25 protein-coding genes and 3 pseudogenes are annotated in these 24,570 nt (G+C 40.2%); 23 read left to right on the top strand and 5 right to left on the bottom strand.

Going from position 1 to position 24,570, the window contains the following annotated elements:
- Positions 1-26 precede the first annotated feature (26 nt).
- From PGW42_RS02365 to PGW42_RS16045, 13 genes and pseudogenes are all read left to right on the top strand, one after another.
- Positions 27-1,871 carry an ABC transporter substrate-binding protein gene (locus tag PGW42_RS02365; protein ID WP_270202801.1) on the top strand — a complete coding sequence of 615 codons (1,845 nt, stop codon included), beginning with the start codon at positions 27-29 and terminating at the stop codon, positions 1,869-1,871.
- Positions 1,872-2,017: 146 nt separating this feature from the next.
- Positions 2,018-4,168, top strand: a complete 2,151-nt coding sequence (locus PGW42_RS02360; RefSeq protein ID WP_270202800.1) for an ATP-binding protein — start codon at positions 2,018-2,020, stop codon at positions 4,166-4,168.
- A gap of 146 nt (positions 4,169-4,314) precedes the next feature.
- Positions 4,315-7,140, top strand: coding sequence for a transporter substrate-binding domain-containing protein (locus tag PGW42_RS02355; protein ID WP_270235106.1), 2,826 nt, complete (start codon positions 4,315-4,317; stop codon positions 7,138-7,140).
- A 194-nt stretch (positions 7,141-7,334) separates the two neighbouring features.
- Positions 7,335-7,493, top strand: a complete 159-nt coding sequence (locus PGW42_RS02350) for a DNA-binding protein (RefSeq protein WP_173826267.1) — start codon at positions 7,335-7,337, stop codon at positions 7,491-7,493.
- Positions 7,457-7,630, top strand: a pseudogene (locus PGW42_RS02345) (DUF4186 family protein); the annotation flags it as partial. The gene PGW42_RS02350 and the pseudogene PGW42_RS02345, both read left to right, overlap by 37 nt.
- 33 nt (positions 7,631-7,663) lie before the next feature.
- Positions 7,664-7,948, top strand: coding sequence for a hypothetical protein (locus tag PGW42_RS02340; RefSeq protein ID WP_330676973.1), 285 nt, complete (start codon positions 7,664-7,666; stop codon positions 7,946-7,948).
- A gap of 478 nt (positions 7,949-8,426) precedes the next feature.
- The gene (locus PGW42_RS02335; protein WP_117649891.1) at positions 8,427-8,639 is read left to right on the top strand and encodes a DUF6219 family protein; all 213 of its coding nucleotides are present in this window, start codon (positions 8,427-8,429) and stop codon (positions 8,637-8,639) included.
- Positions 8,640-8,642: 3 nt separating this feature from the next.
- Complete coding sequence (gene bcp / locus PGW42_RS02330; protein WP_270202798.1) at positions 8,643-9,098, top strand: thioredoxin-dependent thiol peroxidase; 456 nt, start codon at positions 8,643-8,645, stop codon at positions 9,096-9,098.
- The gene (gene yaaA / locus PGW42_RS02325) at positions 9,098-9,850 is read left to right on the top strand and encodes a peroxide stress protein YaaA (protein ID WP_118217956.1); all 753 of its coding nucleotides are present in this window, start codon (positions 9,098-9,100) and stop codon (positions 9,848-9,850) included. The genes bcp and yaaA overlap by 1 nt, the downstream gene beginning before the upstream one ends.
- Before the next feature lie 126 nt (positions 9,851-9,976).
- A complete protein-coding gene (locus PGW42_RS02320; RefSeq protein ID WP_117822940.1) occupies positions 9,977-10,384 on the top strand; it encodes a Fur family transcriptional regulator in 408 nt (135 codons plus the stop codon).
- Positions 10,377-10,993 (top strand): annotated as a pseudogene (locus tag PGW42_RS02315) (flavin reductase). The gene PGW42_RS02320 and the pseudogene PGW42_RS02315 overlap by 8 nt, the downstream one beginning before the upstream one ends.
- A gap of 15 nt (positions 10,994-11,008) precedes the next feature.
- Positions 11,009-11,551, top strand: a complete 543-nt coding sequence (gene rbr, locus PGW42_RS02310) for a rubrerythrin (protein WP_117649977.1) — start codon at positions 11,009-11,011, stop codon at positions 11,549-11,551.
- 79 nt (positions 11,552-11,630) lie between these two features.
- Positions 11,631-11,753: pseudogene (locus PGW42_RS16045) on the top strand (5-methyltetrahydropteroyltriglutamate--homocysteine methyltransferase); the annotation flags it as partial.
- A 166-nt stretch (positions 11,754-11,919) separates the two neighbouring features.
- Here PGW42_RS16045 and PGW42_RS02300 read toward each other — a convergent pair.
- Complete coding sequence (locus PGW42_RS02300) at positions 11,920-13,308, bottom strand: MATE family efflux transporter (protein WP_270202797.1); 1,389 nt, start codon at positions 13,306-13,308, stop codon at positions 11,920-11,922.
- 180 nt (positions 13,309-13,488) lie between these two features.
- Here PGW42_RS02300 and PGW42_RS02295 point away from each other — a divergent pair, with 180 nt between their 5' ends.
- The 5 genes from PGW42_RS02295 to PGW42_RS02275 all read left to right on the top strand — a co-directional run bounded on the left by PGW42_RS02295 (position 13,489) and on the right by PGW42_RS02275 (position 16,989).
- Positions 13,489-14,277, top strand: coding sequence for an SseB family protein (locus tag PGW42_RS02295; protein WP_270202796.1), 789 nt, complete (start codon positions 13,489-13,491; stop codon positions 14,275-14,277).
- 20 nt (positions 14,278-14,297) lie between these two features.
- Positions 14,298-14,582, top strand: coding sequence for an RpiB/LacA/LacB family sugar-phosphate isomerase (locus PGW42_RS02290; RefSeq protein WP_082421164.1), 285 nt, complete (start codon positions 14,298-14,300; stop codon positions 14,580-14,582).
- A gap of 164 nt (positions 14,583-14,746) precedes the next feature.
- Positions 14,747-15,433 carry a TVP38/TMEM64 family protein gene (locus PGW42_RS02285; RefSeq protein WP_195502000.1) on the top strand — a complete coding sequence of 229 codons (687 nt, stop codon included), beginning with the start codon at positions 14,747-14,749 and terminating at the stop codon, positions 15,431-15,433.
- 12 nt (positions 15,434-15,445) lie between these two features.
- Complete coding sequence (locus tag PGW42_RS02280) at positions 15,446-16,150, top strand: TVP38/TMEM64 family protein (RefSeq protein ID WP_270202795.1); 705 nt, start codon at positions 15,446-15,448, stop codon at positions 16,148-16,150.
- 140 nt (positions 16,151-16,290) lie between these two features.
- Positions 16,291-16,989: a site-2 protease family protein gene (locus PGW42_RS02275; protein ID WP_243006388.1), complete on the top strand. Its 699-nt coding sequence runs from the start codon at positions 16,291-16,293 to the stop codon at positions 16,987-16,989.
- A gap of 177 nt (positions 16,990-17,166) precedes the next feature.
- Here the strand turns inward: PGW42_RS02275 and PGW42_RS02270 are convergent, their stop codons facing one another.
- On the bottom strand, positions 17,167-18,381 hold the full coding sequence (locus tag PGW42_RS02270) for a DUF4317 domain-containing protein (protein WP_270202794.1): 1,215 nt from the start codon (positions 18,379-18,381) through the stop codon (positions 17,167-17,169).
- A 160-nt stretch (positions 18,382-18,541) separates the two neighbouring features.
- Here PGW42_RS02270 and PGW42_RS02265 point away from each other — a divergent pair, with 160 nt between their 5' ends.
- Positions 18,542-18,784 carry an AbrB/MazE/SpoVT family DNA-binding domain-containing protein gene (locus tag PGW42_RS02265; RefSeq protein ID WP_044998617.1) on the top strand — a complete coding sequence of 81 codons (243 nt, stop codon included), beginning with the start codon at positions 18,542-18,544 and terminating at the stop codon, positions 18,782-18,784.
- Between the two features lie 3 nt (positions 18,785-18,787).
- Complete coding sequence (locus tag PGW42_RS02260) at positions 18,788-19,087, top strand: type II toxin-antitoxin system PemK/MazF family toxin (RefSeq protein WP_022221087.1); 300 nt, start codon at positions 18,788-18,790, stop codon at positions 19,085-19,087.
- A 44-nt stretch (positions 19,088-19,131) separates the two neighbouring features.
- Here PGW42_RS02260 and PGW42_RS02255 read toward each other — a convergent pair whose 3' ends face one another.
- Entirely contained in the window at positions 19,132-19,578 is a 447-nt protein-coding gene (locus tag PGW42_RS02255) for a GatB/YqeY domain-containing protein (protein WP_008369771.1), read from the bottom strand.
- 167 nt (positions 19,579-19,745) lie between these two features.
- Between PGW42_RS02255 and PGW42_RS02250 the strand changes: the two genes are divergently transcribed.
- From PGW42_RS02250 to PGW42_RS16040, 3 genes are read left to right on the top strand one after another with little or no spacing between them, the layout of a single operon-like run.
- On the top strand, positions 19,746-20,639 hold the full coding sequence (locus PGW42_RS02250; protein ID WP_270202793.1) for a radical SAM protein: 894 nt from the start codon (positions 19,746-19,748) through the stop codon (positions 20,637-20,639).
- Between the two features lie 14 nt (positions 20,640-20,653).
- Entirely contained in the window at positions 20,654-21,307 is a 654-nt protein-coding gene (locus PGW42_RS02245; protein ID WP_270202792.1) for a YkgJ family cysteine cluster protein, read from the top strand.
- A 31-nt stretch (positions 21,308-21,338) separates the two neighbouring features.
- Entirely contained in the window at positions 21,339-21,470 is a 132-nt protein-coding gene (locus PGW42_RS16040; protein ID WP_334304012.1) for a helix-turn-helix domain-containing protein, read from the top strand.
- Between the two features lie 198 nt (positions 21,471-21,668).
- On the opposite strand, the gene PGW42_RS02235 is transcribed toward PGW42_RS16040, so the two are convergent.
- Both PGW42_RS02235 and PGW42_RS02230 read right to left on the bottom strand, forming a co-directional pair.
- The gene (locus PGW42_RS02235; RefSeq protein WP_330676970.1) at positions 21,669-22,739 is read right to left on the bottom strand and encodes a CdaR family transcriptional regulator; all 1,071 of its coding nucleotides are present in this window, start codon (positions 22,737-22,739) and stop codon (positions 21,669-21,671) included.
- Between the two features lie 421 nt (positions 22,740-23,160).
- Positions 23,161-24,288, bottom strand: a complete 1,128-nt coding sequence (locus PGW42_RS02230) for a glycerate kinase family protein (RefSeq protein ID WP_270202791.1) — start codon at positions 24,286-24,288, stop codon at positions 23,161-23,163.
- Positions 24,289-24,570 lie beyond the last annotated feature (282 nt).

Genomic DNA, 24,570 nt, shown 5'->3' with positions numbered 1-24,570 from the left:
CAGGAAAGAATGAGGAAAATAAAAGTATGAAAAAGGCAAAACGTTGTCTGATAGCAGTGGTGTCAGGTGTACTTGTAGCAGCTGCTGTCTTGTCTGGATGTGGACAGTCAAAGAAAGAAGTATCTAAAAACGATGATCATCTTACCGTTTATTTGTGGGAAAATCGTTTGATGAAAAATATTGCACCCTATATCCATGAACAGTTTCCTGAACAGGATATTGAATTTATTATTGGTAACAATGATACCGATTTATACAGTTATTTTAAAGAACATGATGAATTACCGGATATCATAACAGTACGTCGATTCTCTGGAACAGATGCACAGGACTTACAGCCTTATCTTATGGATTTTGCTTCTTATGATGTTGTTTCCAAGTACTATTCTTATGCGCTGCAATATTATAAGAATGCGGAGGATGAAATCCAGTGGCTGCCAATCTGTGGTATTCCGCAGACGATCATTGCCAACAAAACACTGTTTGAACAGTATGGAATTAAGATTCCGGAAAATTATGAGGAGTATGTACAGGCCTGTCAGCAGTTTTATGATAATGGCATAAAACCGTATTGCATGGATCTTGGGGAAGACTGGTCTAATAATGAAATCATCCAGGCGGCGGCAATCGGTGAGTTTACAAGCCTGGATGGTATTGAATGGCGAAACGGTGCAGAAACTGCAGCGGATGAAGTAAAGTTTGATGATGCATTATGGAAACGTATTTTTTCAGAAACCAGTCAGTTTCTGAAAGACTCGCACTTTGGTAAAGAAGATATCAATATTGACGTCGATACAGGAATCCAGATGTTTGTCGAGGGAAAATCAGCAATGTTTCATGGACATCCGACGGTTATGCAGCAGCTGCAGAAACAGATGGATGCGGAGCTGATCCGTATTCCTTATTTTTCACAGACATCGGATGAATCCTATGTGTACATGACTCCGTCCTTAAACATTGCATTTAACAAAAACCTGGAAAAAGACCGGGAGAAACTGGATACTGCACTGGATGTGCTGGATTGTATGATTTCAGAAGAGGGGCAAAAGCTGATTGCGGATGGAAGCGGCGTTATTTCATTGAATACAGATGTTCCAACCATGATGCAGGATGTGCCTGGACTGGAAGAGGAAATTAATAATAATGCTGTTTATATCCGATATTCTGCACAAAAATCATTTGATGCAGGTCTTGAGGCTGTTCACGGATTACTGTCAGGGGAAATGGATGAGACACAGGCTTATGATACTTTTCGCAGTGTAATGAATCGTAAAGATCCAGAAGAAAAAGCAACGGTGAATTTTGAAAATGAATATTCCATTTCACTGAACGATAGAAGTGGCCGTGATGCAGCATCTTCCATTTTAACTACGATCAGAGAAGAAAATGATGCACAGCTGGCTCTGGCACCATATTATTATTTCACTTCCTCTATGTACAAAGGAGAATGCACCAGCAGCCGGGTTGGCATGATGACAGCGAAGAGTTCAGATACAGCATTATATGTTGCAAAAATCAATGGTAAACAGGTTTATGAACTCGTGGAAAATTATCTCGCTGATGCGGATGAGAATTTTTACGTAACCAATAAATACGAATTACCAATTGCATCCGGTATGAAAATGATCGTCAGTCAAGAGGAAAGTGGATTTTCGTTAAAGGACTTAACAGTTAATGATAAGAAAATAGACAAAGAAAAGGAATACTCGATTCTTCTTACAGACACCACAATGTCTGTTTTGAAAAAAATAAATCCGAAATGTGAGATTGAACAGCTTAAAGATACCACATTATCAAGTGCATGGACCGAAGCAATGTCAAAAGGACAGCAGCCGTCAGCACCGGAAGACTATATAGAGGTTGAACAGTAAAAGTGGAGATAGAACAAACGGTAAATAAAAGAAAAAAAATAACTAGGCTGTTGCTTATACTACTTATTATTCTTTTAAGCTTAGGTTGTATAAAGTATCTTATAAGCAAGTCTAGCAAGTATATCAGCGAAAATGGAAAAAGCAGTATGGGAGCTGTTGTTGAACAGATACAGCAGACCTATGATCTTCAGGTGAGTGGATACTACAGCCAGCTGCAGTTGGTTGAGGAATTTTTACTTCATGAGAGGGGGCTGTCTCTTGAAACGGATGTGAACAAAAGTTTCTTTGAGGCATGGGAAAAAGAATCGGAAAGTACCCTTATATTCATTCAGGAGAATGGTCAGGCAATATCAGCAGGTGGAACAAAAATGCGGATTGATATGCCAAGTAAACTTCTGCTGGACTTAAAGAATGGATACAATATTGGAAAACTGGTGCGTCTTGATTATGATCAGAAGAAAAAAGACGGTTATCTGGTTGCAATTCCATGTCAGGAATATACGATCAATGGGGAAACTTATACGGCAATTGGAACTGTGTATGATCATTCGAAACTGGATTCCATGTTAAAACTGAAAGGTTATGACGGAAAAGCATATTTGTTCATGCTGGATAATGACGGAAATATTACGTATACGAACCAGAGTGGAGATAAATACCTGCGTAATTATTCTTTGTTAAAACATTTAAAAGGGGAACAGGCCATTACAGAAGAAGAGGCTGATTGGTTCAAAAAGAAGTTTGATAACAGAGAATCCGGAGTTGCACTTTTGGGAAAACAGAACCCCTATTATCTGGGGTATTGCCCGATAGAAAGCAACAACACCATTTTGGTATGCATTGTGGCAAAGGGAGTTGTTGACAATGTGCTGATGGATTACCAGAAAACGGTGCTGTTTACAACAATACTCATGGCAGGTTTTATACTTTTACTTTTTGCCGGATTATTCTACAGTATTTCCAGACTTAGTCTTGCAGATCAAAAAGCAGAATATGAAAAAAGAAAGAATGAACTTCATTTGCAGACAATGAAGGAAATGGAAGTAATCAATCAAAAACTGAAAAAGGCAAAGAACGTTGCAACAGAGGCTTTACAGACAGCTGAAAATGCAAATAAGGCGAAAACGGATTTCCTGTCTAATATGTCACATGATATTCGCACACCTATGAATGCAATCATTGGTATTACATCTTTGATCAGACATGATGCAGGTAATAAAGCAAAAGTTATAGAGTATGCAGATAAAATAGATATTTCATCACAGCATCTGTTAGGAATTATTAATGATGTTCTGGATATGAGTAAGATTGAGGCAGGAAAAACAGTCTTCAAGTATTCTGACTTTTCTATTCTGGATTTTATGCAGGAACTCGACACTATATTTCATTCTCAAATAAATGAAAAGCAGCAGACCCTTACAATCATAAAAGAAAATATTCAGCATGAGTGGGTGAATGGGGATCAGGTTCACCTGATGCAGATTTTCAGCAACCTGCTTTCCAATGCAGTGAAGTATACCCAGGAAGGTGGGGAAATTCAGTTCTTTGTAGAAGAATGTGAGACAAAGTCATCTGTCTATGCAAAGTACCGCTTTTTAGTCTGTGACAATGGTATGGGAATGTCGTCAGATTTCAAGGATACAATTTTTGATGCGTTTACCCGTGCGGAAAGTTCCCTTACAAACAAAATACAGGGAACCGGACTTGGAATGGCGATTACTAAGAACCTGGTTGAGGCAATGGGAGGTACCATTGATGTGGAGAGTGAATTGGGACAGGGAAGCTATTTTGAGGTTCTCTTGGATCTGAAAATTGCAGAGGATAGAACGGTTGCTCTGGCGGCACAAGAAGAAACAGATGAGCAGGATGGAAATATCCTGCAGGGAATGAGATTCCTGTGTGCAGAGGATAATGAGTTGAATGCAGAGATCCTGACGGAACTGTTAAAGATGGAAGGTGCGGAATGTACCATCTGTGAAAATGGCGAAGAGATTTTGAAAGCATTTGAATGGTCTGCTTCAGGTGATTATGACATGATACTGATGGATGTGCAGATGCCTGTTATGAATGGCTATGAGGCAACGAAGGCAATTCGCAGAAGTTCCCATGAACTGGCAAAGAAGATTCCGATCATTGCCATGACTGCCAATGCATTCTCAGAGGACATTCAGCATTCTCTGGCAGCCGGTATGAATGCACATATTTCAAAACCGGTTGAGATGAAGGTGCTGGAAAAAACAATCAGAAGTATAAAATCTGGTGGGGGGGGTACCGAACCGCAGGTCACTGAACAGTGACAAATGGATTTGATGCGGCAGTGCAATTTTCTTACACTAGGAGGTTGACAAGGAGATGTATAGAGAAATATATTTGACAGACAGACAGACAGACAGACAGACAGACAGACAGACAGACAGACAGACAGACAGACAGGAGATTTAATATGATTTCGAGAGCAAAGAAATATGTGGCAGTGTTACTGGTTTTTGTATGCGTGTGTATGATATTTTCTCCCCAGACTGCATATGCAGCCGAGGACAGTTCGCAGCATGAAACTGTCAAAGTCGGTTTCTTTGCCATGGATGGTTATCATGTGATGGATGAAGAAGGCAACCGCAACGGGTATGGCTATGATTTTCTTCGGCTGATGGCCCGTTATTGGGATGTAGATTACGAATATGTCGGATATGATAAGAGCTGGGATGATATGCAGCAGATGCTTGAAGATGGCGAGATTGACATGGTAACATCTGCCCGCAAAACACCGGAAAGAGAAGAAAAGTTTGATTTTTCACGTCCAATCGGAACCAATTATGGGATGCTGACCGTCCGCAGTGACAACAGCACGATTGTGGACGGCAATTACAGCACTTACAACGGTATGCGTGTGGCGCTTTTGAACGGAAACACCCGGAATGAAGAGTTTGCGGATTTTGCAGACAACAAAGGATTTACATATGTTCCATCTTATTTTGATACGACCACAGAAATGGATGAAGCCCTTCAGAGCGAAAAAGTTGATGCGATTGTTACCAGTTCTCTGAGAAAAACAAACAATGAGCGAATCGTGGAGAAATTTGGCAGCAGCGATTTCTATGTCATTGTTAAAAAGGGCAATACAGAATTGCTGAATGAGATCAATTATGCGATCGATCAGATGAATGCGGTTGAGGGTGACTGGAAAACGACACTTTATAATAAAAATTATGAAAGCATCGAAACTAAGAATCTGGAATATACGGAGAAAGAAAAAAGTATTATTTCACAGTATTCCAAGGACAACCCGCTTCATGTTCTGTGTGATCCGACCCGTTATCCATATTCTTATAATGAAAATGGTGAGATGAAGGGTATTATCCCGGATTACTTCCGGAAAATTGCAGACTATGCCGGGATTTCCTATGAGTTTCTTACACCTGCTACCAGAGATGAGTATATTGCTTATCAGAAAAATACGGAAACCACAGATATGAGCATCGATGCACGCCTGGAAACAGATAATTATGCTGAGACGAAAAAATGGGGGATTACTGCACCTTTCATTACGATGCAGCTGGCAAGGGTGACACGGCGTGACTTTGATGGAAAAATTAATGTTGTTACTACTGTTGACCAGACAGCATCAAATTCAATTGCAGATGCAATGGCACCCGGTGCAGAAAAACTGATGTGCAGTACCCGACAGGAAATGATGGAAGCTGTTCGTGAGGGTAAAGCAGATGCTGCCTTCGTCTACTATTACATGGCACAGGCGTTTGTGAACAGTGACACTACGGGCACCATGACATATACTCTGCTGGAACAGCCTACATTCACCTACCGCATGGTAATTTCATCAACTGAGAACCATGCGCTGGCTGGTATTCTGACGAAATCAATGTATGCCATGCCAAAAAATCTCGTTGAAGATCTTGCAGCACAGTATACCACATACAAAGCAACAGAGCTGACATTTGTTGACTGGATACGTCTGCATCCTGTTGTTACTGTTTGGGTTCTTCTTATTTTTGGAGGGCTGCTGACTACTATGGCTGTGACACTGATGCATCTCAATACAAGAAAAAAAGCTCAGAAGGCGGCCCAGGAGAAAGCTGAGGAAATGGCGGAACTGGCAGAGCATGCACAGGCTGCAAACAAGGCAAAAACAGCATTTCTGTCACATATGTCCCATGATATGAGGACACCGATGAATGCAATCATAGGATTTACCGGTATTGCAATGAAAAACAATCCGTCAGACGAAGTGAAAAATTGTCTGGAAAAGATTGACGAAAGCTCAGAGCATTTACTGTCGCTGATCAATGATATATTAGATCTGACCCGCATCGAAAGTGGAAAAGTGAAATACAATCCGGTACCGGCGGATGTGAGAAACATTACAGATTCTGCATTGGATATTACAAAAGGCTTTCTTACGAACAGGGATATCAACTTTAAGATTCAGCGTGAAGAAGCAAAGATTCCAAATGTACTTGCGGATCCTGCACGCCTGCGTGATGTGCTGGTCAATATTCTGAGCAATGCCGTGAAATTCACTCCGGATGGAGGGACGATTACATTTGAAGCCCGGTGTCAGGAAAAGGGCGGGGATGGATATATAAATATGCGTTACCGCATTTCGGATACTGGTAGTGGCATGAGTGAGGAATTTACAAAAGAAGTTTTTGAGGAATTTGCACAGGAAGATTCCGATGTGAGAACGCAGTACCATGGAGTTGGACTGGGGATGACTATCGTAAAGAAGTATGTAGATATGATGGGTGGAACCATTTCCGTGCAGAGTAAAAAGCATGAGGGAACCACATTTACTGTGGATATTCCTTTGGAAATTACAGATAAGGAATGTAATAAGTCAGACACAGGTATTTCTGAAAAGGTAAATCTTACAGGTGTGAATGTCCTTCTTGCAGAGGATAATGAACTGAATGCAGAGATTGCTGCCGTGCAGTTGGAAGAGTTCGGGATGAATGTAGAAAGAGTTGTGGATGGAAAGAATGCTGTTGAGATTTTCAGAAATCATCCGGAAGGCACATTTGATGTAATTCTGATGGATATCATGATGCCTGAAATGAATGGTTATGAAGCAGCAAAAGCAATCAGGGCAATGAATGACAGACCGGATGGAAAAAATATTCCTATTATAGCAATGACAGCTAATTCATTTGCAGAAGATGTTCGGGCATCACTGGATGCAGGAATGAACGCACATTTGTCAAAGCCGATTGTGATTGATGAAGTTATAAAAACGATTTTAAGGTATGTAACATAGAGTGTATGGAATCAAATCCATATGCTCTTTTTCTTGAAATAAGTATGCTTCAATTAGCTGAGTAGATATGTTAGAAGATGAAGAGAAAGAATACTAAGGTGGTAGCTGAAATTGACTTTATTCGCACTTATGATTATAATTTAAAAATAGAAATATGATTGATCGTGAATTCACTAAAATATGGAGATGAAGGCATGGAATATCTTTCAATCAGTCAAACAGCTGAAAAATGGGGACTGTCGAAACGACGGGTGCAGGTACTCTGCTCTGAAAATAGAATTCCGGGAGTGATGCGTGTCGGCAGTTATTTGAACGACTGGATAATTCCAAGTTTCGAAGCAGTTTCCATCTGAAGCAGAAGGATATTGATTACATAAACGAAGAAGGATTGGATACAATCAGACAACATGCAAAGGAGTTTATCGCAAAGAGAGAAGCTCCGGCGTATATAGCAAATGATGGCAAGCAGACACTAATACGTGGACATCCGTCACTGGGCGTTGAGGAAGAGTAGGTGAATAATATGAGATACGAAGATTCGATGAAAGGTGTAGCTGCTCAGATAATCAAAGAACAGCAGCGAGCCAGTAAAATTAAAAACAATCCAGAAGAGTTCCATTGGCATGACGAATATGCAACATTGAATTTCTTTCGGTTTATCTGTAAAAATATCGGTAACTTGGGAAATGGAGAAATTGAAAAAATGGTCACACGCTTAAAGCACATAGATCAGAAAGCAGTGGAAAACCATGTGAATGGTGCTGTTTGGGCATTTGATTATGATAAGATGTTCAGTTCTGTGTACTGATGGAAAATGAAATTTGCCGAAAGGTGTGTGAAAAGAATAAATATAATAGTTGGACGAAGTTGATTGGACAGTATTGTGTTTCAATGGCTTAAAGATGAAGAAAGTGTTGCTGGAGAGAAAAATATTCTCCAGCAACTTTGTCTTTGATGAATAAAGCTCAGTTTTTTTGTTTAACTATTCTCACTATTATTTGATTCAGTGATTTTTTTCTTCTTTTGAGAAACCAGTTTGTGACCGGAATAAATGGACATTCATGACAGCGTTGTATGAGCATCTTAGATGGCAAAGAGATTAAATTGTAATTTTCTGAAGGTAAGCTTTTGGTTAGATTTTTTCAAAGAAAAATTATAGGATAACAATACATAGATTTAACCATGATATTCTGAAAATTTTATAGGAATGCGCTATTATCAAATTGACATAGGAATGTGGTAGAGTATAATTACAATTGAATACACTGAAAAAATGGAGGAATTACATGAAAGCACATAAATATTGGTCAGTTGGAGCATTAATTACAATGTTTGGGACTTATTACACTGGATATAAAAAGCTAAAATCAAGTCATAAATACTTTGCTTTAAGTTCTATGTTATGTATGGTAATGGCGATATATACAGGTCATAAAATGATTACTGGGAATAGGAAAGAAAAGGCAAAGAAAGAGAAAGTTACAGACAGGGAGGAATAAATAATGTTGGAAGTAGGAATTAAGGCACCTGATTTTGAGTTGCCAGATCAAAATGGGAAAATACATAGATTATCGGATTATACAGGAAAAAAAGTGATTTTGTATTTTTATCCAAGGGATAATACACCGGGATGTACGAAGCAGGCATGTGGTTTTTCCGAAAGATACCCTCAGTTTACCGAAAAAAATGCAGTTATTCTTGGAGTCAGTAAGGATTCTGTAGAGTCTCACAAGAGATTTGAGGAAAAATATGGATTGGCATTTACACTTTTAGCAGATCCAGAGCGAAAAGTTATTGAAGCTTATGATGTATGGAAAGAAAAGAAAAATTATGGCAAAGTATCTATGGGAGTAGTAAGAACCACATATCTTATTGATGAACAAGGGGTTATTATAAAGGCAAATGATAAAGTCAAGGCTGCAGATGACCCTGAAAATATGCTTAAGGAATTAGATTAATGAAGATAATATTATCCCCTGCTAAAAAGATGATTACAGATACTGACAGTATAGAACCGGATGCATTGCCTGAATTTATTGAAAAGACGACAGAGATACAAAGTTGGTTGAAAAGTAAGTCAAAAGAGGAACTGAAAGGCATTTGGAAATGTAATGACAAGATTGCAGAACAAAATTTCAATAGATTGGGAAATATGAATCTTTATCAGATGCTCAGTCCGGCTGTTTTATCATATGAAGGAATTGCTTTTCAATATATGGCACCATCCGTGTTGGAGGACAGTCAGTTCGAGTATGTGCAAAATCATTTGAGAATAATATCTGCATTTTATGGTGTGTTAAAACCAAGAGATGGTGTGACGCCTTATCGTTTGGAAATGCAGGCGAAGGTTGGAATAGGAGAAACAAAAAATCTATATGAGTATTGGGGAGATTTATTGTACCGCTCAGTGATTGATAACAGCAGGGTTATAATCAATCTGGCATCGAAAGAATACTCTAAATGTATAGAAAAATATCTGACACAACGGGATAGATACATTACGATTACATTTTGTGAATTATCAGGAGATAAACTGGTGACAAAAGGTACATATGCTAAGATGGCTCGTGGTGAAATGGTTAGGTTCATGGCTGAAAACAGTATTGAAAATCCTGAGGATATTAAGAAATTCGACAGACTTGGTTATTCATTCCGGTCTGATTTATCATCAGATACTGAATATGTTTTTGAACGAAAAATAGAACAATGATTTAGATTAAAGATGCTCAGCACGGGCATCTTTTTATAATAATGAGAATTATTACTAATTTTATTGACAATAGAATAATAATGATATACAATCCTTATTAAGAATAAATCCTAACAAGGAGGACTGATGACGAGTAGGAGAAATACCATTCAAAAAGATCTTGTAAGAAATGCCGTATACGAAATGAGAAGACATGTTACAGCAAATGAAGTGTACGAATTTATAAAAGAAGCATATCCTGCAATCGGAAAAGGAACTGTATATAGAAATCTTGATATATTGGTAGATGAGGGTTCGCTAAGGAAGGTTGAAGTTCCGGATGGAACGAATAGGTTCGATTTTACATTGAAAAATCATTACCATGTCAGGTGTGTAAAATGCGGTGAGGTTTCAGATGTGGATATGGATGAAATACCGGATTTACTGGAAAGAATTCATAACACTCATGGAATCGAATTTTTGGATTATGATATTTCATTTAAAGGTATTTGCCCAAAATGCAGGGAGAAGGTAAAGGAGGAAAAAAATGGATAGGAAAGCAATGTATAAGTTGAGTTATGGATTGTTTGTACTGACTGCCAGGGAAGAGACAATGGATGTATTATTAATACAGCCATTCAGGCAGCTTCAGAACCGAACCAGTTAAGTATCTGCGTCAATAAAGCAAATTACACGCATGACATGATTCAGAGAACTGGAAAATTCACAGTATCAGTCTTAAGTCAGAAGGCACAGTTTGAATTGTTCAAACATTTTGGCTTCCAATCAGGAAGGGATACCAATAAATTTGAAGCATTTGAAAAGTGTGCTAGGGGTACAAATGGTATTTATTATATTACAGAAGGTACAAATGCATACATTTCTGTAACAGTTAATAAAACGGAGGACTTAGGATCACATACAATGTTTATCGGTGAGATAACAGATATGGAAGTTTTAAGTAATGTTCCTTCTGTCACATATGATTATTACCAGAATAATATTAAACCTAAGCCACAGGCAGTCGGAAAAACCGAGGATGGGCAGACAATATGGCGTTGCAGAATTTGTGGATATGAATATGTAGGAGAAGAATTACCGGATGATTTTATATGTCCTTTATGTAAGCACCCAGCATCAGATTTTGAAAAAATAGTAAAGTAAACGGAGGAAAAAGAAATGGCAGCAAACAAATACGTAGGAACACAGACTGAGAAAAATTTACAGGAGGCATTTGCAGGGGAATCACAGGCAAGAAATAAGTATACCTATTTTGCTTCTGTAGCGAAAAAGGAAGGCTACGAGCAGATGTCAGCATTGTTTTTAAAAACCGCAGATAATGAGAAAGAACATGCAAAGATGTGGTTCAAGGAATTAGCAGGAATTGGTGATACAAAGGAAAACCTGGCGGCAGCGGCAGAAGGCGAAAATTATGAGTGGACAGATATGTATGAAGGCTTTGCTAAAACAGCTGAGGAAGAAGGATTTCCTGAGCTTGCAGCAAAATTCAGGGCAGTAGGTGAAATTGAGAAGCACCATGAGGAAAGATATCGTGCACTTCTTAAGAATATTGAAACTGCTAAAGTTTTTGAAAAGAGTGAAGTTAAAGTATGGGAATGCCGTAACTGCGGACATATTGTGGTAGGAACTAAGGCACCTGAAGTATGTCCGGTATGTAATCATCCACAGAGCTATTTTGAAGTACATGAAGAGAATTATTAAGGGGATGAGATTATTACGAAGAAGAAAGTGATTAATTCAAAAAAGCAGTAATGATAGGTTGAGACTTTGTTAGTTCTACGCATATTATCTGGAGTATGATGATGAAAGATCCAGTGGATTTGCACCACTTGCAAAGGTTTCAGGAGATAAGAAGGTTGTTCTTGGACTTATCACAACCAAGAGACCGGAATTGGAAGAAAAAGCAATATCCTACAGGTGAAGCGGCTGAGATTGGGCTTGCGAGGACGAATCCATACAGGGATTTATGTAAGATAAAGTTAAAATAAAAAGAAGATTTTCGCGGATCTGAATCGACACGTGAAAATCTTCTTTTTCGCTATCAGAGGAACTATCCGAGCACAGTTCTACTAAAGTTTTCCCTCTGGGACTCTGGAAATGATCGTCCGGTTGATTCGTACCAGGAAGAAAGAGGATACCATAAGTGAAATGACCTCCGCGATCGGGAATGACCACCACACCACATGAAGACCGCCAAGCTTTGCAAGGATATATGCGGCAGGTATCAGTACAAATAACTGACGCATAATGGAGACGATCATACTGAAAAATGCTTTTCCAAGAGCCTGAAATACTGTTCCTGATACAATACAGAACCATGCGATCAGATAGTGGATTCCGATGATCCGCAAGGCAGGAACTCCGATGGTGAGCATCTCGTCCGATGCATTGAACAGACTCAAAAGTATCTGTGGGATTCCTTCAAAGCAGAGGAATCCGATGAAGGTGAGGAAGAAGGCAACCAGCATACTGAGCTTGATTGTCTTGAGCATACGTTTTCTCTGACCGGCACCATAATTGTAGGCAATGATCGGAGTAATCCCATTGTTGAGACCGAATACAGGCATGAAGAAGAAACTCTGTAGCTTAAAGTAAACGCCGAATACAGCAGTTGCGGTTGATGAAAACTCGATCAGGATGCAGTTCATGCAGTAAGTCATAACCGATCCGATGGACTGCATAATAATCGTTGGAATTCCAACTGCATAAATGGTGCCAATAATATGGAAATCGAGTCTGAATCCATGAAACTTCAGTTTTACTTCATGATTGTACCGGTGGTTACAAAATCCGGCGACAAGTGCGGCAACGCATTGTCCGATCACGGTTGCAATAGCAGCTCCGGTCACACCCATTTTCGGAGCTCCGAGAAGTCCGAAGATCAGGATTGGATCAAGAATGATATTGGTGATTGCACCTGTCAGCTGGGAAGTCATACTGAAGATGGTTCTTCCGGTTGAAGTGAGCAGACGCTCAAAGAAGACCTGTGCAAGCAGCCCGAAAGAGAAAATCATGACGGTGGTTAAGTACTCGATTCCGAGTTCCATGATTTCCTGGTCTGCATTTCCAATCTGACTTGCGTAAAAAGGACGGACGATCGTAAAGCCAAGAATGAAAAATACGAGATAGCTGAAAAAATATAAAACGGCAGCGTTGCTTGCAGTCGCATTTGCTTTTTTAAAATTTTTCTCTCCAAGTGATTTGGAAAGGAGTGCATTCATGCCGACACCTGTTCCGGTTCCAACTGCAATAAGCAGTGTCTGGAGTGGAAAGGCAAGTGAAACGGCGGTCAGTGCATTTTCCGATAATTTGGCGACAAAAATACTGTCTACGATGTTGTACAAAGCCTGTACCAGCATGGAAATCATCATAGGCAGAGACATATTAAATAATAGTTTTCCGATGGGCATGGTACCCATTTTATTTTCTGCAGGTGCAGATGTATTTTCCTGATTCATTTTCTCATTCCTTTCTTCTCTGATAAAAGAGTAAAAACATTGTAAAAACAACCCATAAACACATATGATATAGGAAAATACGAAGATAATCAAGCGGAATAAGGGAGTATAAATTGACTTCTTTCGGACAGACGGGTATAATTCTTGTTATATGGAGAAAGAGGAAAGGGATATACTAGAATGAGTAATACAAATCAGAAAATCGAAACTTTAAATAAACTGCGTACTGCAGAGGCAATTTATGTATTGATGTCATCCTGTACAAGAATGCCATATGTGGTCTGCGACCCGGAGACATTTGATGATGAGATCCTTCTTTACTACACAGAAGCGGAAGCGAAAGAAGAGGCCATGAAGCTTCAAAAGGAAGGAAATCCAATGCAGCTTGTCAAGGTGGATGAAAATTCCCGCCTGTCATTTTTTACCGGGCTGTTTCCGATGGGAGTCAACTGTATTCTGGTGGACAAAGGTTTGGACGGACAGATTACTGTGCAGCTTGACGAATTGATCACGAGACCGAAGGATGAAGAACTGCCAGAAGGAAAAATACGTGTAGAGAATCCGGAACTGGTGCTGACTGCAGCGTATTTTATGCAACAGATGAGAAAGCCGGATAAACCGGAGATGACGGATGAGTTAAAAGAACTGAACGAAGAAATGCTTGCCCATTATCAGGAGGGGCGTTATATTGTGACTGTTCAGGAGGACAAAGGAATTCCGATTCTGAAACAGAAAGATGGGAAAGTGTATCAGCCAATCTTTACGGATGTGCAGGAAGTTAAGAAATTCCAGAACCTGAACAAGGGTGTGACATTGAAAACCGCTGTTGTAGAAGGAAGTAAGATTCCGGAAATTCTTTCACCGGAAGCATTTGGCGTTGCAGTCAATCCGTTTGGGGTGAACCTGCAGTTGCAGATAAAGAGAAAACCGGCAGAAACGAAAGAAAACGAAAATAAAACACAAGAATAATCGAAAATAAAAAAGAAAAAATGAAAATTGCAAGAGGAATCCTGATCTGCGGAACAGGTATCGGGGTAAGCATTGCTGCCAACAAAGTTCCGGGAGCTTATGCAGCACTGGTTAACAATGTATATCAGGCTCAGAGAGCACAGCTCAGTAACAATGCTAACATTATCACACTTGGTGCACAGGTTACAGGAATTGAGCTCGCAAAATGCCTCGTAAAAGAGTACTTAAGCGTAACTTTCGATCCGGAATCCCGTTCTATGCCAAAGGTGGCAAGAATTACAGAATACGAAAAAGAAGGTAAATAATCTGAATTATTCAGAAAGCGTAAAGGGCAGTCCATCAAGGGCTGCTTTTTGCTATAGAAAAACACGATAAGGATATACAATTATAGTATAAATGTATTTGAGATAGAAGGGAAAATGTGATAACATTAGATAGCAAAATTCAAAAAGGGGAAAAGGAAAAAGAGATGAAAAACAAGAAGCTATGGATATTTGGGGGAATCATCCTTTTGATTGTGATCCTGAATCATATTTTTGACTGGTCTTCTTACATAAGTACTGCAGAAAATCTTGAATTTATGAAGCGGATAGTGCAGAATAATCTTCCTCTGGCAATTCTAGTGTATATGGTATTGACAGTTGTTGGGTGTGTGGTGCTTGCGCTTCCGGGAGTGACGTTTGCGATACTGGCAGGACTTCTCTTTGGACCAGTAATCGGTACGATTTGTTGTTCTCTGGCAACAACGATCGGGGCGGTTCTTGCATTTATTGCAGGACGTTTTTTCTTGAAAGACAGTATTGGACCAGTGGTTGCAAAAAACCGTATCTTGAAAAAATGGTTGTTTGACGATACTGGCTGTAATGAATTATTTGTTCTTATGATTACACGTCTGGTTCCGGTATTTCCATTTAATCTGCAGAATTTTGCGTATGGTATTACAGATATCCGTTTTAGTACGTATGCAATTGGTTCGTTGATATTTATGCTACCTGGTACAGCGATGTATACGGTTGGTACAGCAGGCCTTGCGGATAAGGAGAATAGGTTGCTTTATATTGGAATAGCAGTAGTGCTGGCAGTTGTAGTCACGATAATCGGGATAATCCTGAAAAAACGTTACCTGAAAGATGAACTGGAAGAAAATAAGGAATAAGGAGTAAATGGTATGGAAAAAAAGAAAAATATTTGGGTGGGGAAAATAGTAGTGATCGTTTTGATTATGGTATCAATCGGAAGTTATTATGTATTTCCGTCCGTAAAACATGTGATGAATCAGGTATTTAAGATGTTTGCTAGTGGAGATTTTGCAGTGGTCAGAGACTTTGTAGCATCTTATGGGGCATATGCGGCATTGATTTCATTTTTGCTTATGATTTTTCAGTCGATTGCAGCGCCACTTCCGGCATTTCTGATTACATTTGCAAATGCGAATCTTTTTGGATGGTGGCAGGGAGTTATTCTGTCATGGAGCAGTGCGATGGCAGGAGCAGCGGTATGCTTTTTCATTGCAAGAATACTTGGACGTGATGTGGCAGAAAAGCTTACGAGTAAAGCTGGAATGCAGCAGATAGATACATTTTTTGAAAAATATGGAAAGAATACAGTTCTGATCTGTCGTTTGCTTCCGTTTGTTTCGTTTGATATTGTAAGTTATGCAGCAGGACTTACTTCGATGTCGTTTATATCTTTTTTTGTGGCAACTGGTGTGGGACAGCTTCCGGCAACGATTGTATATTCTTATGTTGGAGGAATGCTGACAGGAGGAGCGAAGCTTCTGGTGACAGGACTGCTGATCCTGTTTGCTCTGTCGGCACTGATTTTTATGGGGAGAAAGATCTACATGGACAGACAGAATAAAAAAGCAAAATAAATGGTATAAAAAAGTCATTATCTATGGATGGGATAATGACTTTTTCTGTACAATCTTTAGAAAAAATTTACATAATCTTTCTTGAATCCGTTTTCTCTTGGGACTATAATAAACGTTACTAAGAAAATCGGGAGGATGTTATGCTGTTTCAGAATATAGGACTGACCAGGGCAATGTATCAGTTTTTCCAGACTTTAATCTACGTTGCGCCTGCTACATTACTTGCAGTTTCGTTGCATGAATTTGCACATGGATATGTGTCATATAAACTCGGGGATATGACACCAAAATATGACGGAAGACTGACCTTGAATCCATTTAAGCATCTGGATGTGTGGGGAACGTTATGTCTGCTTGTCTTTCATGTGGGATGGGCAAAGCCGGTAAGGATCAATACCAGGAATTATAAGAATAAAAAAAGAGATACGATTCTTGTGGCAGCAGCGGGAGTAGTCATGAATTTCCTGCTTGCGTTTGTCTGTATGATTCTGCACGGGCTTTTGTATAAGTACGGATCGAGTGGGTTGATTCTGAATTATCTTTATGTGCTTACTTATTATGGAGCAGTGCTGAATATTGGACTTGGTGTGTTCAATCTGATTCCGATTCCGCCTCTTGACGGATCGAATATTCTTGCTGAGATCTTTCCGAGGGTAGCAGAGTTTTACTGGAAGATCCGACCGTATAGTATGTGGATTCTGCTTCTGTTACTTGGAACAGGAATTCTGGATGTGCCGATCAGTCTGCTGAATTCTGCAGTAATCAATGGAATGTGGAGTTTTGTGAAAGCAATTCTGAGAGTTGGATTTGTGACGACCGGTGGAGGAACTGTGATTTAGGAAAAGATGAAAAACGGGAATTGTAGTAAATGAGAATGAAAAAATGCGTATAGAATAATGCAGGTAGTCGAGAGGATTACCTGCATTTTTCGTATACATTGTAAAATTGAAAAGAAATAAGGAAATATTACGAAAGATAATCAATAAAAATGTCTTTTGTAATAATATGTAAGGCATTTAGAATGGAACATCCATTTCATTTTCGGATGTATCGCTTTTGGATTCATCAGATGCATCAGGGGTAGAAGACTTTGGAAGTCCTCCGGATACGGCAGTCTTTGCACTGATTCCGTTGATCTCAACGCGGTCGTCAACGACAATGACCAGGCATTTCTGACCATCGATAATACGTGTTTCTACAAGATCTGCGCATTCCGGGTTTACCTGAATGGTGATGTCCGGAGTTTTGATCTCGAATTTTTTGAGGTTTGCAATATTGGAGGCAAGGAGTGTACCGTGCTTGCCGGCAGCGGAATCGTACTGCGTATCGAATGTTTCCAATTTTTCTTCTTCGACACCGCTTTTTGCAAGGAGGTATTTAACTTCTGCTTTGTCAAGGGCGAGTGGTTCCGGATTTTCAGAATTCTGTTCAATCATTTCATTCAAGTTTTCGTGGATATTTTTGACTGTATCGTAGTCGCAGTCATCACCGAGCGTTTCTTCGATCAGTGTACGGAAAGTTTCTTTCTGATCTCCGGCGGTGAGTGGCGGAACACATCCAAGAAGCAGATCGGTCAGACCGTTTCCGAGATTCTCTGCATTTTTTGAATAATAAAGCAGATTGTGAATATCGGTGCTGCGGTCATTAAAAGCAGGGAAGAGGAAACCGGCATCCGGCATCTCTACGATCCAGTCACGGATACGCTCATGGAAGCTGTTTTCTTCTGCGTGATAACTGAGTCCTGGCTTGGAAAGCTTGACCGGACAGAAGGTACACATGATGTAATCATAGACTTCATCGGATGCATCGAACATTTCACTTCCGTCCGTTGATTTTCCCGGAATATCGTAGGCTGCATGGACGAGCAGGATCAGATAGTTCTCGGCATAATCATAGGAATCGATGACGCGATTATAGAATTCTTCCAGAAGAGCGTCGTCAGTAAGCCGGCTGTTTCTTAATTTGAGAAGAAATTCCTGTGTACCACCTTCCGATTCGGTCTCCAGAGGAAATTCCATATTCAGAAGATTTTTTCCAATCGTACCGGACAAGGACTTTCTGAAAATGTCAAAATACTTGAACATTTCCTCTTCCGGAAGAGAAAGGAAAGCATCTTTCATCTCCGTTTTTTTCTCTTTTTCACCATCTACATAGCATCCGCAGATGCGGGTGATCGCACAGTTGGATGGGGTGAACTGTTTTTTGATTTCAGTAACTTCTTTTTTATTCATAGTAAGTAAATCCCCTTTTGGTAATTGTGATTTTGTAAAAGACTGATGCTTATGAATTATAACATATTTTGAGGAAGAGTGTGATTAGGAGAGAAAATTATTTGATTATTTTCAGAATAATGTATATACTAAGTATATACATTATATGGAGGTGAATTTTATGCAAACACAGGTAAAAGCATGGGGAAATAGTCAGGGAATCAGACTTCCAAAAGATATTTTACAAGAGGCCAATGTAGAAATAAATGATATGCTGGAAGTAAAAGTATCGGATGGTATGATTATGCTTGTTAAGACCTTCAGGCATCAAAAATTAGAAGAAAGAGCTGAAAAGTTTGGTGGTAAGTTAAATCTTGATGGAGAATATGAATGGGATAAGCCGGAAGGAAGAGAGGTGTGGTAGAAAATGGAGATACAGCAGGGGGCTGTTTTAAAAGTGGAAAAAATTAAGGATCCTGTATTTGTTGCAAGTAAAAATTTTTTTAATCAGTCGGGAGAAATAATTGGCTGTCCAATATTAGGAGAGAGTACAGAAAGCCCACTTCACATTTATGTTGAAATGGATGAAAATAAAGGTTATATCCAATGTGAACAAATGAAAATGTTAGACTTGAGAGTCAGGGGGTATAAAATAATAGATCGTGTAAAAATGGCAGATGTAATTAATGTAACAGACGCAATACAGAGTATATTCGACTATATATAAATGCAGGGAACCAATCCGGAACCCTGCATTCATAATATCTGCTATTAAGCCATCATTCCTGTGAGAATATCATTCACAAGCTTTCCGTCAGCTTTTCCTTTTACTTTCGGCATCAGTTCTTTCATGATACGTCCTTTATCCTTTGGTGTCGGAGCATCAATTCCAAGACCGGAAAGGACACCTGCGATTACTTCTTTGATCTCAGCTTCGTCCATCATCTTCGGAGCATACTGCTCAAGAACAGCGATACGTTTCTCGCATTCTTCAATAATGTCTGTACGATCAGCAGGAGTCATCTCCAGAGTTTCTTTTGTCTGTTTGATCTCTTTTAAGATAACCTGAACTTCTTCTTCTTCGGTAAGATCGGCACGTTTGTCGATGGCTTTGTTCTTAAGGGCTGCAAGAAGAGCAGATAATGTCTCTTTTGTGTCCTTATCCTTTGCTTTCATGGCTGCGACCATAGCGCTTCTTACTTCATCAATTTTACTCATTGTATATTCCTCCAAACTTGAGGCAAAATGCCTGTCTGCACTTTATTGTAGCAGATGGGGAAAGAATTTTCAATCTCTGGAAGAGGAAAACTTGGGTGGCTATTTTTCAAAAAGTGCGGTATACTGAGAGGAATGAATCAGGGATAGATGAGAGGTTAAGCGATAGGATGAGTGGCTGTACATTATGTCCGCGGATGTGTGAGGCGGACAGGGAGAATGGGAAGACAGGTTTTTGCGGAGAGACAGGGGAGATCCGGGCGGCGAGAGCGGCGCTTCATATGTGGGAGGAACCCTGTATTTCCGGAAAGGAAGGATCAGGGACGGTCTTTTTTACGGGATGTACTTTAAGATGTGTGTTCTGTCAGAACCATGAGATTGCGGGAAGCAAGGTTGGCAAAGTGATCTCAGAAGAGCGGCTGGCGGAGATCTTTCTGGAACTGCAGGGGAAAGGTGCGAATAATATCAATCTTGTGACGCCGACGCATTTTGTGCCGCAGATCATCCGGGCGCTTCAGAGTGCAAAGAAGCAGGGAATGTACTTGCCGATTGTATATAATACGGGCGGTTACGAGAGAGTGGAAACCTTGAAAATGCTGGATGGTCTGGTGGATATTTACCTGCCGGATTTCAAATATTTAAATACAGATCATGCGAAAAAATATTCGATGGCGGAGGATTATCCGGAGGTTGCGAAGGCGGCTCTTGCTGAGATGGTAAGACAGACAGGAGAGCCGGCATTTGATGAGTGCGGAATGATGAAGCGTGGCGTGATCGTGCGTCATCTGCTTTTGCCGGGATGTCTTGCGGATGGAAAAAGAGTGGTGAAATATTTGCATGAGACTTATGGAAACCGGATTTATATGAGCCTGATGAGCCAGTATACGCCACTGGAGAGTCTGGATGCGGTAAAATATCCGGAGCTGAACCGGAAAGTGCCAGAGTATGCGTATGAGAAACTGGTGGACTATGCGATCTCGCTTGGTGTGATGCAGGCGTTTATACAGGAAGGGGATACGGCAAAGGAGAGCTTTATTCCACCGTTTACACTGGAAGGAGTATAGGAAAGGAGATTGATATGAAAAGACAGGTGACAATGGAAGAAATTTCAGATGGAAAATTATATACCAGCAATGATCTGGTAAAAGCGAACTGTGGCGATTGTGAGGGATGCCACGCCTGTTGTACGGGGATGGGAAGCTCGATTGTGCTGGATCCGTTGGATATTGTCCGGATCAGCAGGGGAACAGGAGCGGCTTTTGAGACTTTGCTTGCAGGAAAGATTGAACTGAATGTGGTAGACGGAATCATTTTGCCGAATCTGAAGATGGCAGGAGCGGAAGATGGCTGTGGTTTTCTGACAGAGGAAGGAAGATGTGGGATTCATCCATTTCGTCCGGGAATCTGTAGGCTTTTCCCGCTTGGAAGATATTATGAGGAAAATGGTTTCCGCTATTTTCTTCAGGTACATGAATGTCAGAAAGAGAACCGGGCGAAAGTAAAGGTTAAAAAATGGCTTGATACACCGGAACTGAAAAAGTATGAAACGTATATTGCCAGATGGCATGGATTACTGATTCAGTTACAGGAATACATTGCAGCACATCCGGAGAGTGCGAAAGCGGTCAACATGGATGTACTGCAGAGATTTTACCTTACTCCGTATCAGACGGAAGAATTTTACAGTGAGTTTTTCCGGAGAATGGACGAGGCAAAAAAGGCATATTGCTAAATACAATTGAAATAATCGGCAGCCAGGGAGTATTGATCTGTCAGAAATTCTGGAAAGGTGTCACGGAAACCGGAACCTTGCGGCAAAAGAGCTGGGGATCAGTACGACGACGCTCTGGCGGAGGATGAAGAAATATGGCGTGGAAGCAAAGTATGATGAATAGCTGATGAGAAATAAAGAATAAAAAAAGATAGGACAGACTTTTTAATACCCGTTGTGAGGGTGAAGGAAAGGCTGTCCTGTTTTTTGACGAAAATCTGTAAGTAAACTTATCTGTCAAGAATATTTTCTTATATAGGCAAACCTGTACAAGGATATGGAAGATGTGTGCACAGGAATCCGTGTCTGGGATTTAAAAATATCACAACTGCAAGGCAAGATATAAAAGCACCGCATCCTTGAAAACACGCGGATTCAGCCCACATTTCTGGTAAATATGATTCAGCTTGTACTGCACTGTGTTTTTGTGAAGAAACAGTTTCTGGCTGGTTCCGAGAAGAGACATATTTGCTTCAAAGTAAGTCTGAAGCAGATTTCTTTCTTCATCAGAAAGTGCAGAGATCGTTTTTTGCAGATAAGCATTTTTTTCCTGCTCCGAGATGGAAGAGAGCAGAATTTCCAGTGTCATATCATCGAAAAAAGCAATCCCGTTTCCCGAACTCCGGCAGTATTTCAGCGCAGTGAGTGCAGATTGGTAAGAAAGAGACAGCTGGAAAAGCTGACATTTCTTTCCGACTGCAATGGAGAGCAAAGCTCCACAGTTTGCGGTAAAATCAGCCAGTATCTGATAGAGAGCGGCTTTGCCGGAGTTTTCCAGCACGGCAAGATATTCATTTGGATAATAAAAGGTATAAAGAGTAATACCAAGCGTGCCGAAAAGTCCGATGATCTTCTGTTCAAGGGAAGAAGAGTTGTTGTGTCCATCCGGTGATGACTGGATGATCAGAAGCCGTTTCTTTGTCCCTGGATTTACCTGCAGATCCGAAAGGCAGGTGTCCAGATAATCCGGATCAGCAATCTCATTCCGGATCAGGGCATCGATAACAAAGTGTTTTTTATCTTCCAGAGAGCGGCTCAGTCGGTTCAGCTCTTTTTCACGGATCAGCAGATGGGTAATCCGGTCGGCAAGATGGACGTACTGGCGGACCTGGTCCGGTTCTCCGGTAATTCCGATCACTGCAAGAAAACTGCCGTGATAATAGAGTGGCATATTGATTCCTTTTTGTGTTCCGGGAAAATCATCATCTGAAAAAACTTCGATTGTCTGTTCTGTCTGGGCGGCTTTGTGACCGATGGCATGAAACGTACCAATCCGGTCGGCGTTGGTACTTGCAAAAATCATTCCCTGCTTATCGATAAAATTGATATCCTGTCCGCAGGTGTCTTTGATCGTGTTTACTACCTGAAAGGCGAGTGATTTGTCTAACTTCATTTTAAATATCCTCCGATTTTGGAAAAGAAGTTGCGGGAATGATGCAGATGCTTATCCAGCATTTAACAGGATAAAGAGAACGGTATCATTACCACTTATTTAAGAATTGTAGCATTATTTGGAGAGAGGAACAAGGTGGAAAGGTACAAGAGGAAGATTGCATAAAAGAAGAACTGGAAAATGTATATGATTCACAAAAATGCAATATATGAATGAAAGATTTCAAAATAAGAAATAAAACAATTGCTGAAAAAGTATAGATTGACAGAAAAATATCATGTTGAAATGAAGATCTGTCAGGTCGTAGATCGTTGTGTTGTTGATGGTCAGTGTAGGAAAAGAAGAAAATCATAAAGAAAAGAGAGTATTTCTGTAAAAATTATACAAAAACACTCTCTGAAATTTGTAAATAATATTAAAACTATAACAGACGGAATACCTGTTCCACAGCTGCTGCCATATTTGATTTTGCTTTTTTGGGATCCATTGCTTCGTCTAGTGTTGTGATTCCACGGACGATCGGGAAGAATGCATCGATTCCGGCCGCATTGCAGACTGTTGCTTCCGGGGTGACGCTTCCGGCAAAAGCAACGACTTTGGAGCCGTATTTTTTTGCAAGTCTTGCCACACCGACAGGAGCTTTTCCCATAGCGGTCTGGTGATCGAGGCGTCCCTCGCCGGTAACAGTGACATCTGTGTCTTCTAATTCTTTTTCCAGTTCGACAGCGTTAAGAATCAGATCGATTCCAGGAGTCAGCGTAGCATTTAAATAACTGAGAAATGCAAAGCCAAGACCACCTGCAGCACCAGCACCTTCTGCAGATGCATAATCATTATGAAGAAATTTGGAGGTAACAGAAGCATAATGATTCATTGCCTGATCCAGTTCTTCTGCTATTTCCGGTGTGACACCTTTTTGCGGACCATAAATATAGGTAGCTCCGTTCTTTCCGCAAAGTGGATTAGTTACATCACAGGCAATATGAAAATTGCATTCTTTGAGAATTGGGTTAGCTTTTTCTATTATAATAGAAGATACCCGTTCAAGAGCCTGTCCGCCTTCGCCGACATCCTGTCCATTTTCATCGGAAAATTGATAGCCAAGTGCCTTAAGCATTCCAATTCCACCATCATTTGTTGCGCTTCCACCAATTCCAATAATGAAATTGCGGATACCGCGTTCCATGGCATCTGCGATCATTTCACCGACACCGTAAGTGGTTGCAGTAAGTGGATTTTTTTCAGATTCTCTTACCAGGATAATTCCGGCAGCGGCAGCCATTTCGAGGATGGCAGTATTTTTTTCTGCCAGATATCCGTAATGTGCATTTACCGGAGTACCAAGAGGACCAGTCACTGTAAGATCAATACGCTCACCACCAAGTCCTGCAATCAGGGCATCTGTGGTGCCTTCACCACCATCTGCAAGTGGTTTTACGACAACATTCGCATCCGGGTGTGCTTTTAAGATTCCTTCCTTTGCAGCCATTCCGGCTTCAATCGAAGTGAGACTTCCTTTAAATGAATCAATTGCAACTACAACTTTCATAATTTCTAATCTCCTTATCATTGAATTTATTTTATGATAAATCCAGTGTATCATGGATTGAAGGAAAAAAGAATGTTATAAGAAATAATAAAAAGAATAAATAAACATAAAAATATGTCCCTTATAACATTTGCAAAAAGTGGGATTTTTCCTATAATATGAGGTGTTCGAGGATTGCGGGAATTGCATAGCAATGGAGCAATCCGGTTACATCAGTGAGTGGCAAAATTTATTTTTGACACTCATATCATAAGATAGTAAAAACAGACAGTAAGGAACAGA

Origin of the sequence: Coprococcus sp. TM115-187 (genome assembly GCF_027679115.1) — a bacterium.
Taxonomy (GTDB): Bacteria; Bacillota; Clostridia; order Lachnospirales; family Lachnospiraceae; genus Allocoprococcus; species Allocoprococcus comes.
The sequence above is the reverse complement of the archived record's forward strand: the minus strand, read 5'-3'. Positions and strand labels throughout refer to the sequence as shown.

Excerpts from the sequence above, each read along its gene's own strand:
- PGW42_RS02365 (WP_270202801.1), top strand. The coding sequence starts at position 27 with ATGAAAAAGGCAAAACGTTGTCTGATAGCAGTGGTGTCAGGTGTACTT.
- PGW42_RS02360 (WP_270202800.1), top strand. The coding sequence starts at position 2,018 with ATGGGAGCTGTTGTTGAACAGATACAGCAGACCTATGATCTTCAGGTG.
- PGW42_RS02355 (WP_270235106.1), top strand. The coding sequence starts at position 4,315 with ATGATTTCGAGAGCAAAGAAATATGTGGCAGTGTTACTGGTTTTTGTA.
- PGW42_RS02350 (WP_173826267.1), top strand. The coding sequence starts at position 7,335 with ATGGAATATCTTTCAATCAGTCAAACAGCTGAAAAATGGGGACTGTCG.
- PGW42_RS02340 (WP_330676973.1), top strand. The coding sequence starts at position 7,664 with ATGAGATACGAAGATTCGATGAAAGGTGTAGCTGCTCAGATAATCAAA.
- PGW42_RS02335 (WP_117649891.1), top strand. The coding sequence starts at position 8,427 with ATGAAAGCACATAAATATTGGTCAGTTGGAGCATTAATTACAATGTTT.
- bcp (WP_270202798.1), top strand. The coding sequence starts at position 8,643 with ATGTTGGAAGTAGGAATTAAGGCACCTGATTTTGAGTTGCCAGATCAA.
- yaaA (WP_118217956.1), top strand. The coding sequence starts at position 9,098 with ATGAAGATAATATTATCCCCTGCTAAAAAGATGATTACAGATACTGAC.
- PGW42_RS02320 (WP_117822940.1), top strand. The coding sequence starts at position 9,977 with ATGACGAGTAGGAGAAATACCATTCAAAAAGATCTTGTAAGAAATGCC.
- rbr (WP_117649977.1), top strand. The coding sequence starts at position 11,009 with ATGGCAGCAAACAAATACGTAGGAACACAGACTGAGAAAAATTTACAG.
- PGW42_RS02300 (WP_270202797.1), bottom strand. The coding sequence starts at position 13,308 with ATGAATCAGGAAAATACATCTGCACCTGCAGAAAATAAAATGGGTACC.
- PGW42_RS02295 (WP_270202796.1), top strand. The coding sequence starts at position 13,489 with ATGAGTAATACAAATCAGAAAATCGAAACTTTAAATAAACTGCGTACT.
- PGW42_RS02290 (WP_082421164.1), top strand. The coding sequence starts at position 14,298 with ATGAAAATTGCAAGAGGAATCCTGATCTGCGGAACAGGTATCGGGGTA.
- PGW42_RS02285 (WP_195502000.1), top strand. The coding sequence starts at position 14,747 with ATGAAAAACAAGAAGCTATGGATATTTGGGGGAATCATCCTTTTGATT.
- PGW42_RS02280 (WP_270202795.1), top strand. The coding sequence starts at position 15,446 with ATGGAAAAAAAGAAAAATATTTGGGTGGGGAAAATAGTAGTGATCGTT.
- PGW42_RS02275 (WP_243006388.1), top strand. The coding sequence starts at position 16,291 with ATGCTGTTTCAGAATATAGGACTGACCAGGGCAATGTATCAGTTTTTC.
- PGW42_RS02270 (WP_270202794.1), bottom strand. The coding sequence starts at position 18,381 with ATGAATAAAAAAGAAGTTACTGAAATCAAAAAACAGTTCACCCCATCC.
- PGW42_RS02265 (WP_044998617.1), top strand. The coding sequence starts at position 18,542 with ATGCAAACACAGGTAAAAGCATGGGGAAATAGTCAGGGAATCAGACTT.
- PGW42_RS02260 (WP_022221087.1), top strand. The coding sequence starts at position 18,788 with ATGGAGATACAGCAGGGGGCTGTTTTAAAAGTGGAAAAAATTAAGGAT.
- PGW42_RS02255 (WP_008369771.1), bottom strand. The coding sequence starts at position 19,578 with ATGAGTAAAATTGATGAAGTAAGAAGCGCTATGGTCGCAGCCATGAAA.
- PGW42_RS02250 (WP_270202793.1), top strand. The coding sequence starts at position 19,746 with ATGAGTGGCTGTACATTATGTCCGCGGATGTGTGAGGCGGACAGGGAG.
- PGW42_RS02245 (WP_270202792.1), top strand. The coding sequence starts at position 20,654 with ATGAAAAGACAGGTGACAATGGAAGAAATTTCAGATGGAAAATTATAT.
- PGW42_RS02235 (WP_330676970.1), bottom strand. The coding sequence starts at position 22,739 with ATGAAGTTAGACAAATCACTCGCCTTTCAGGTAGTAAACACGATCAAA.
- PGW42_RS02230 (WP_270202791.1), bottom strand. The coding sequence starts at position 24,288 with ATGAAAGTTGTAGTTGCAATTGATTCATTTAAAGGAAGTCTCACTTCG.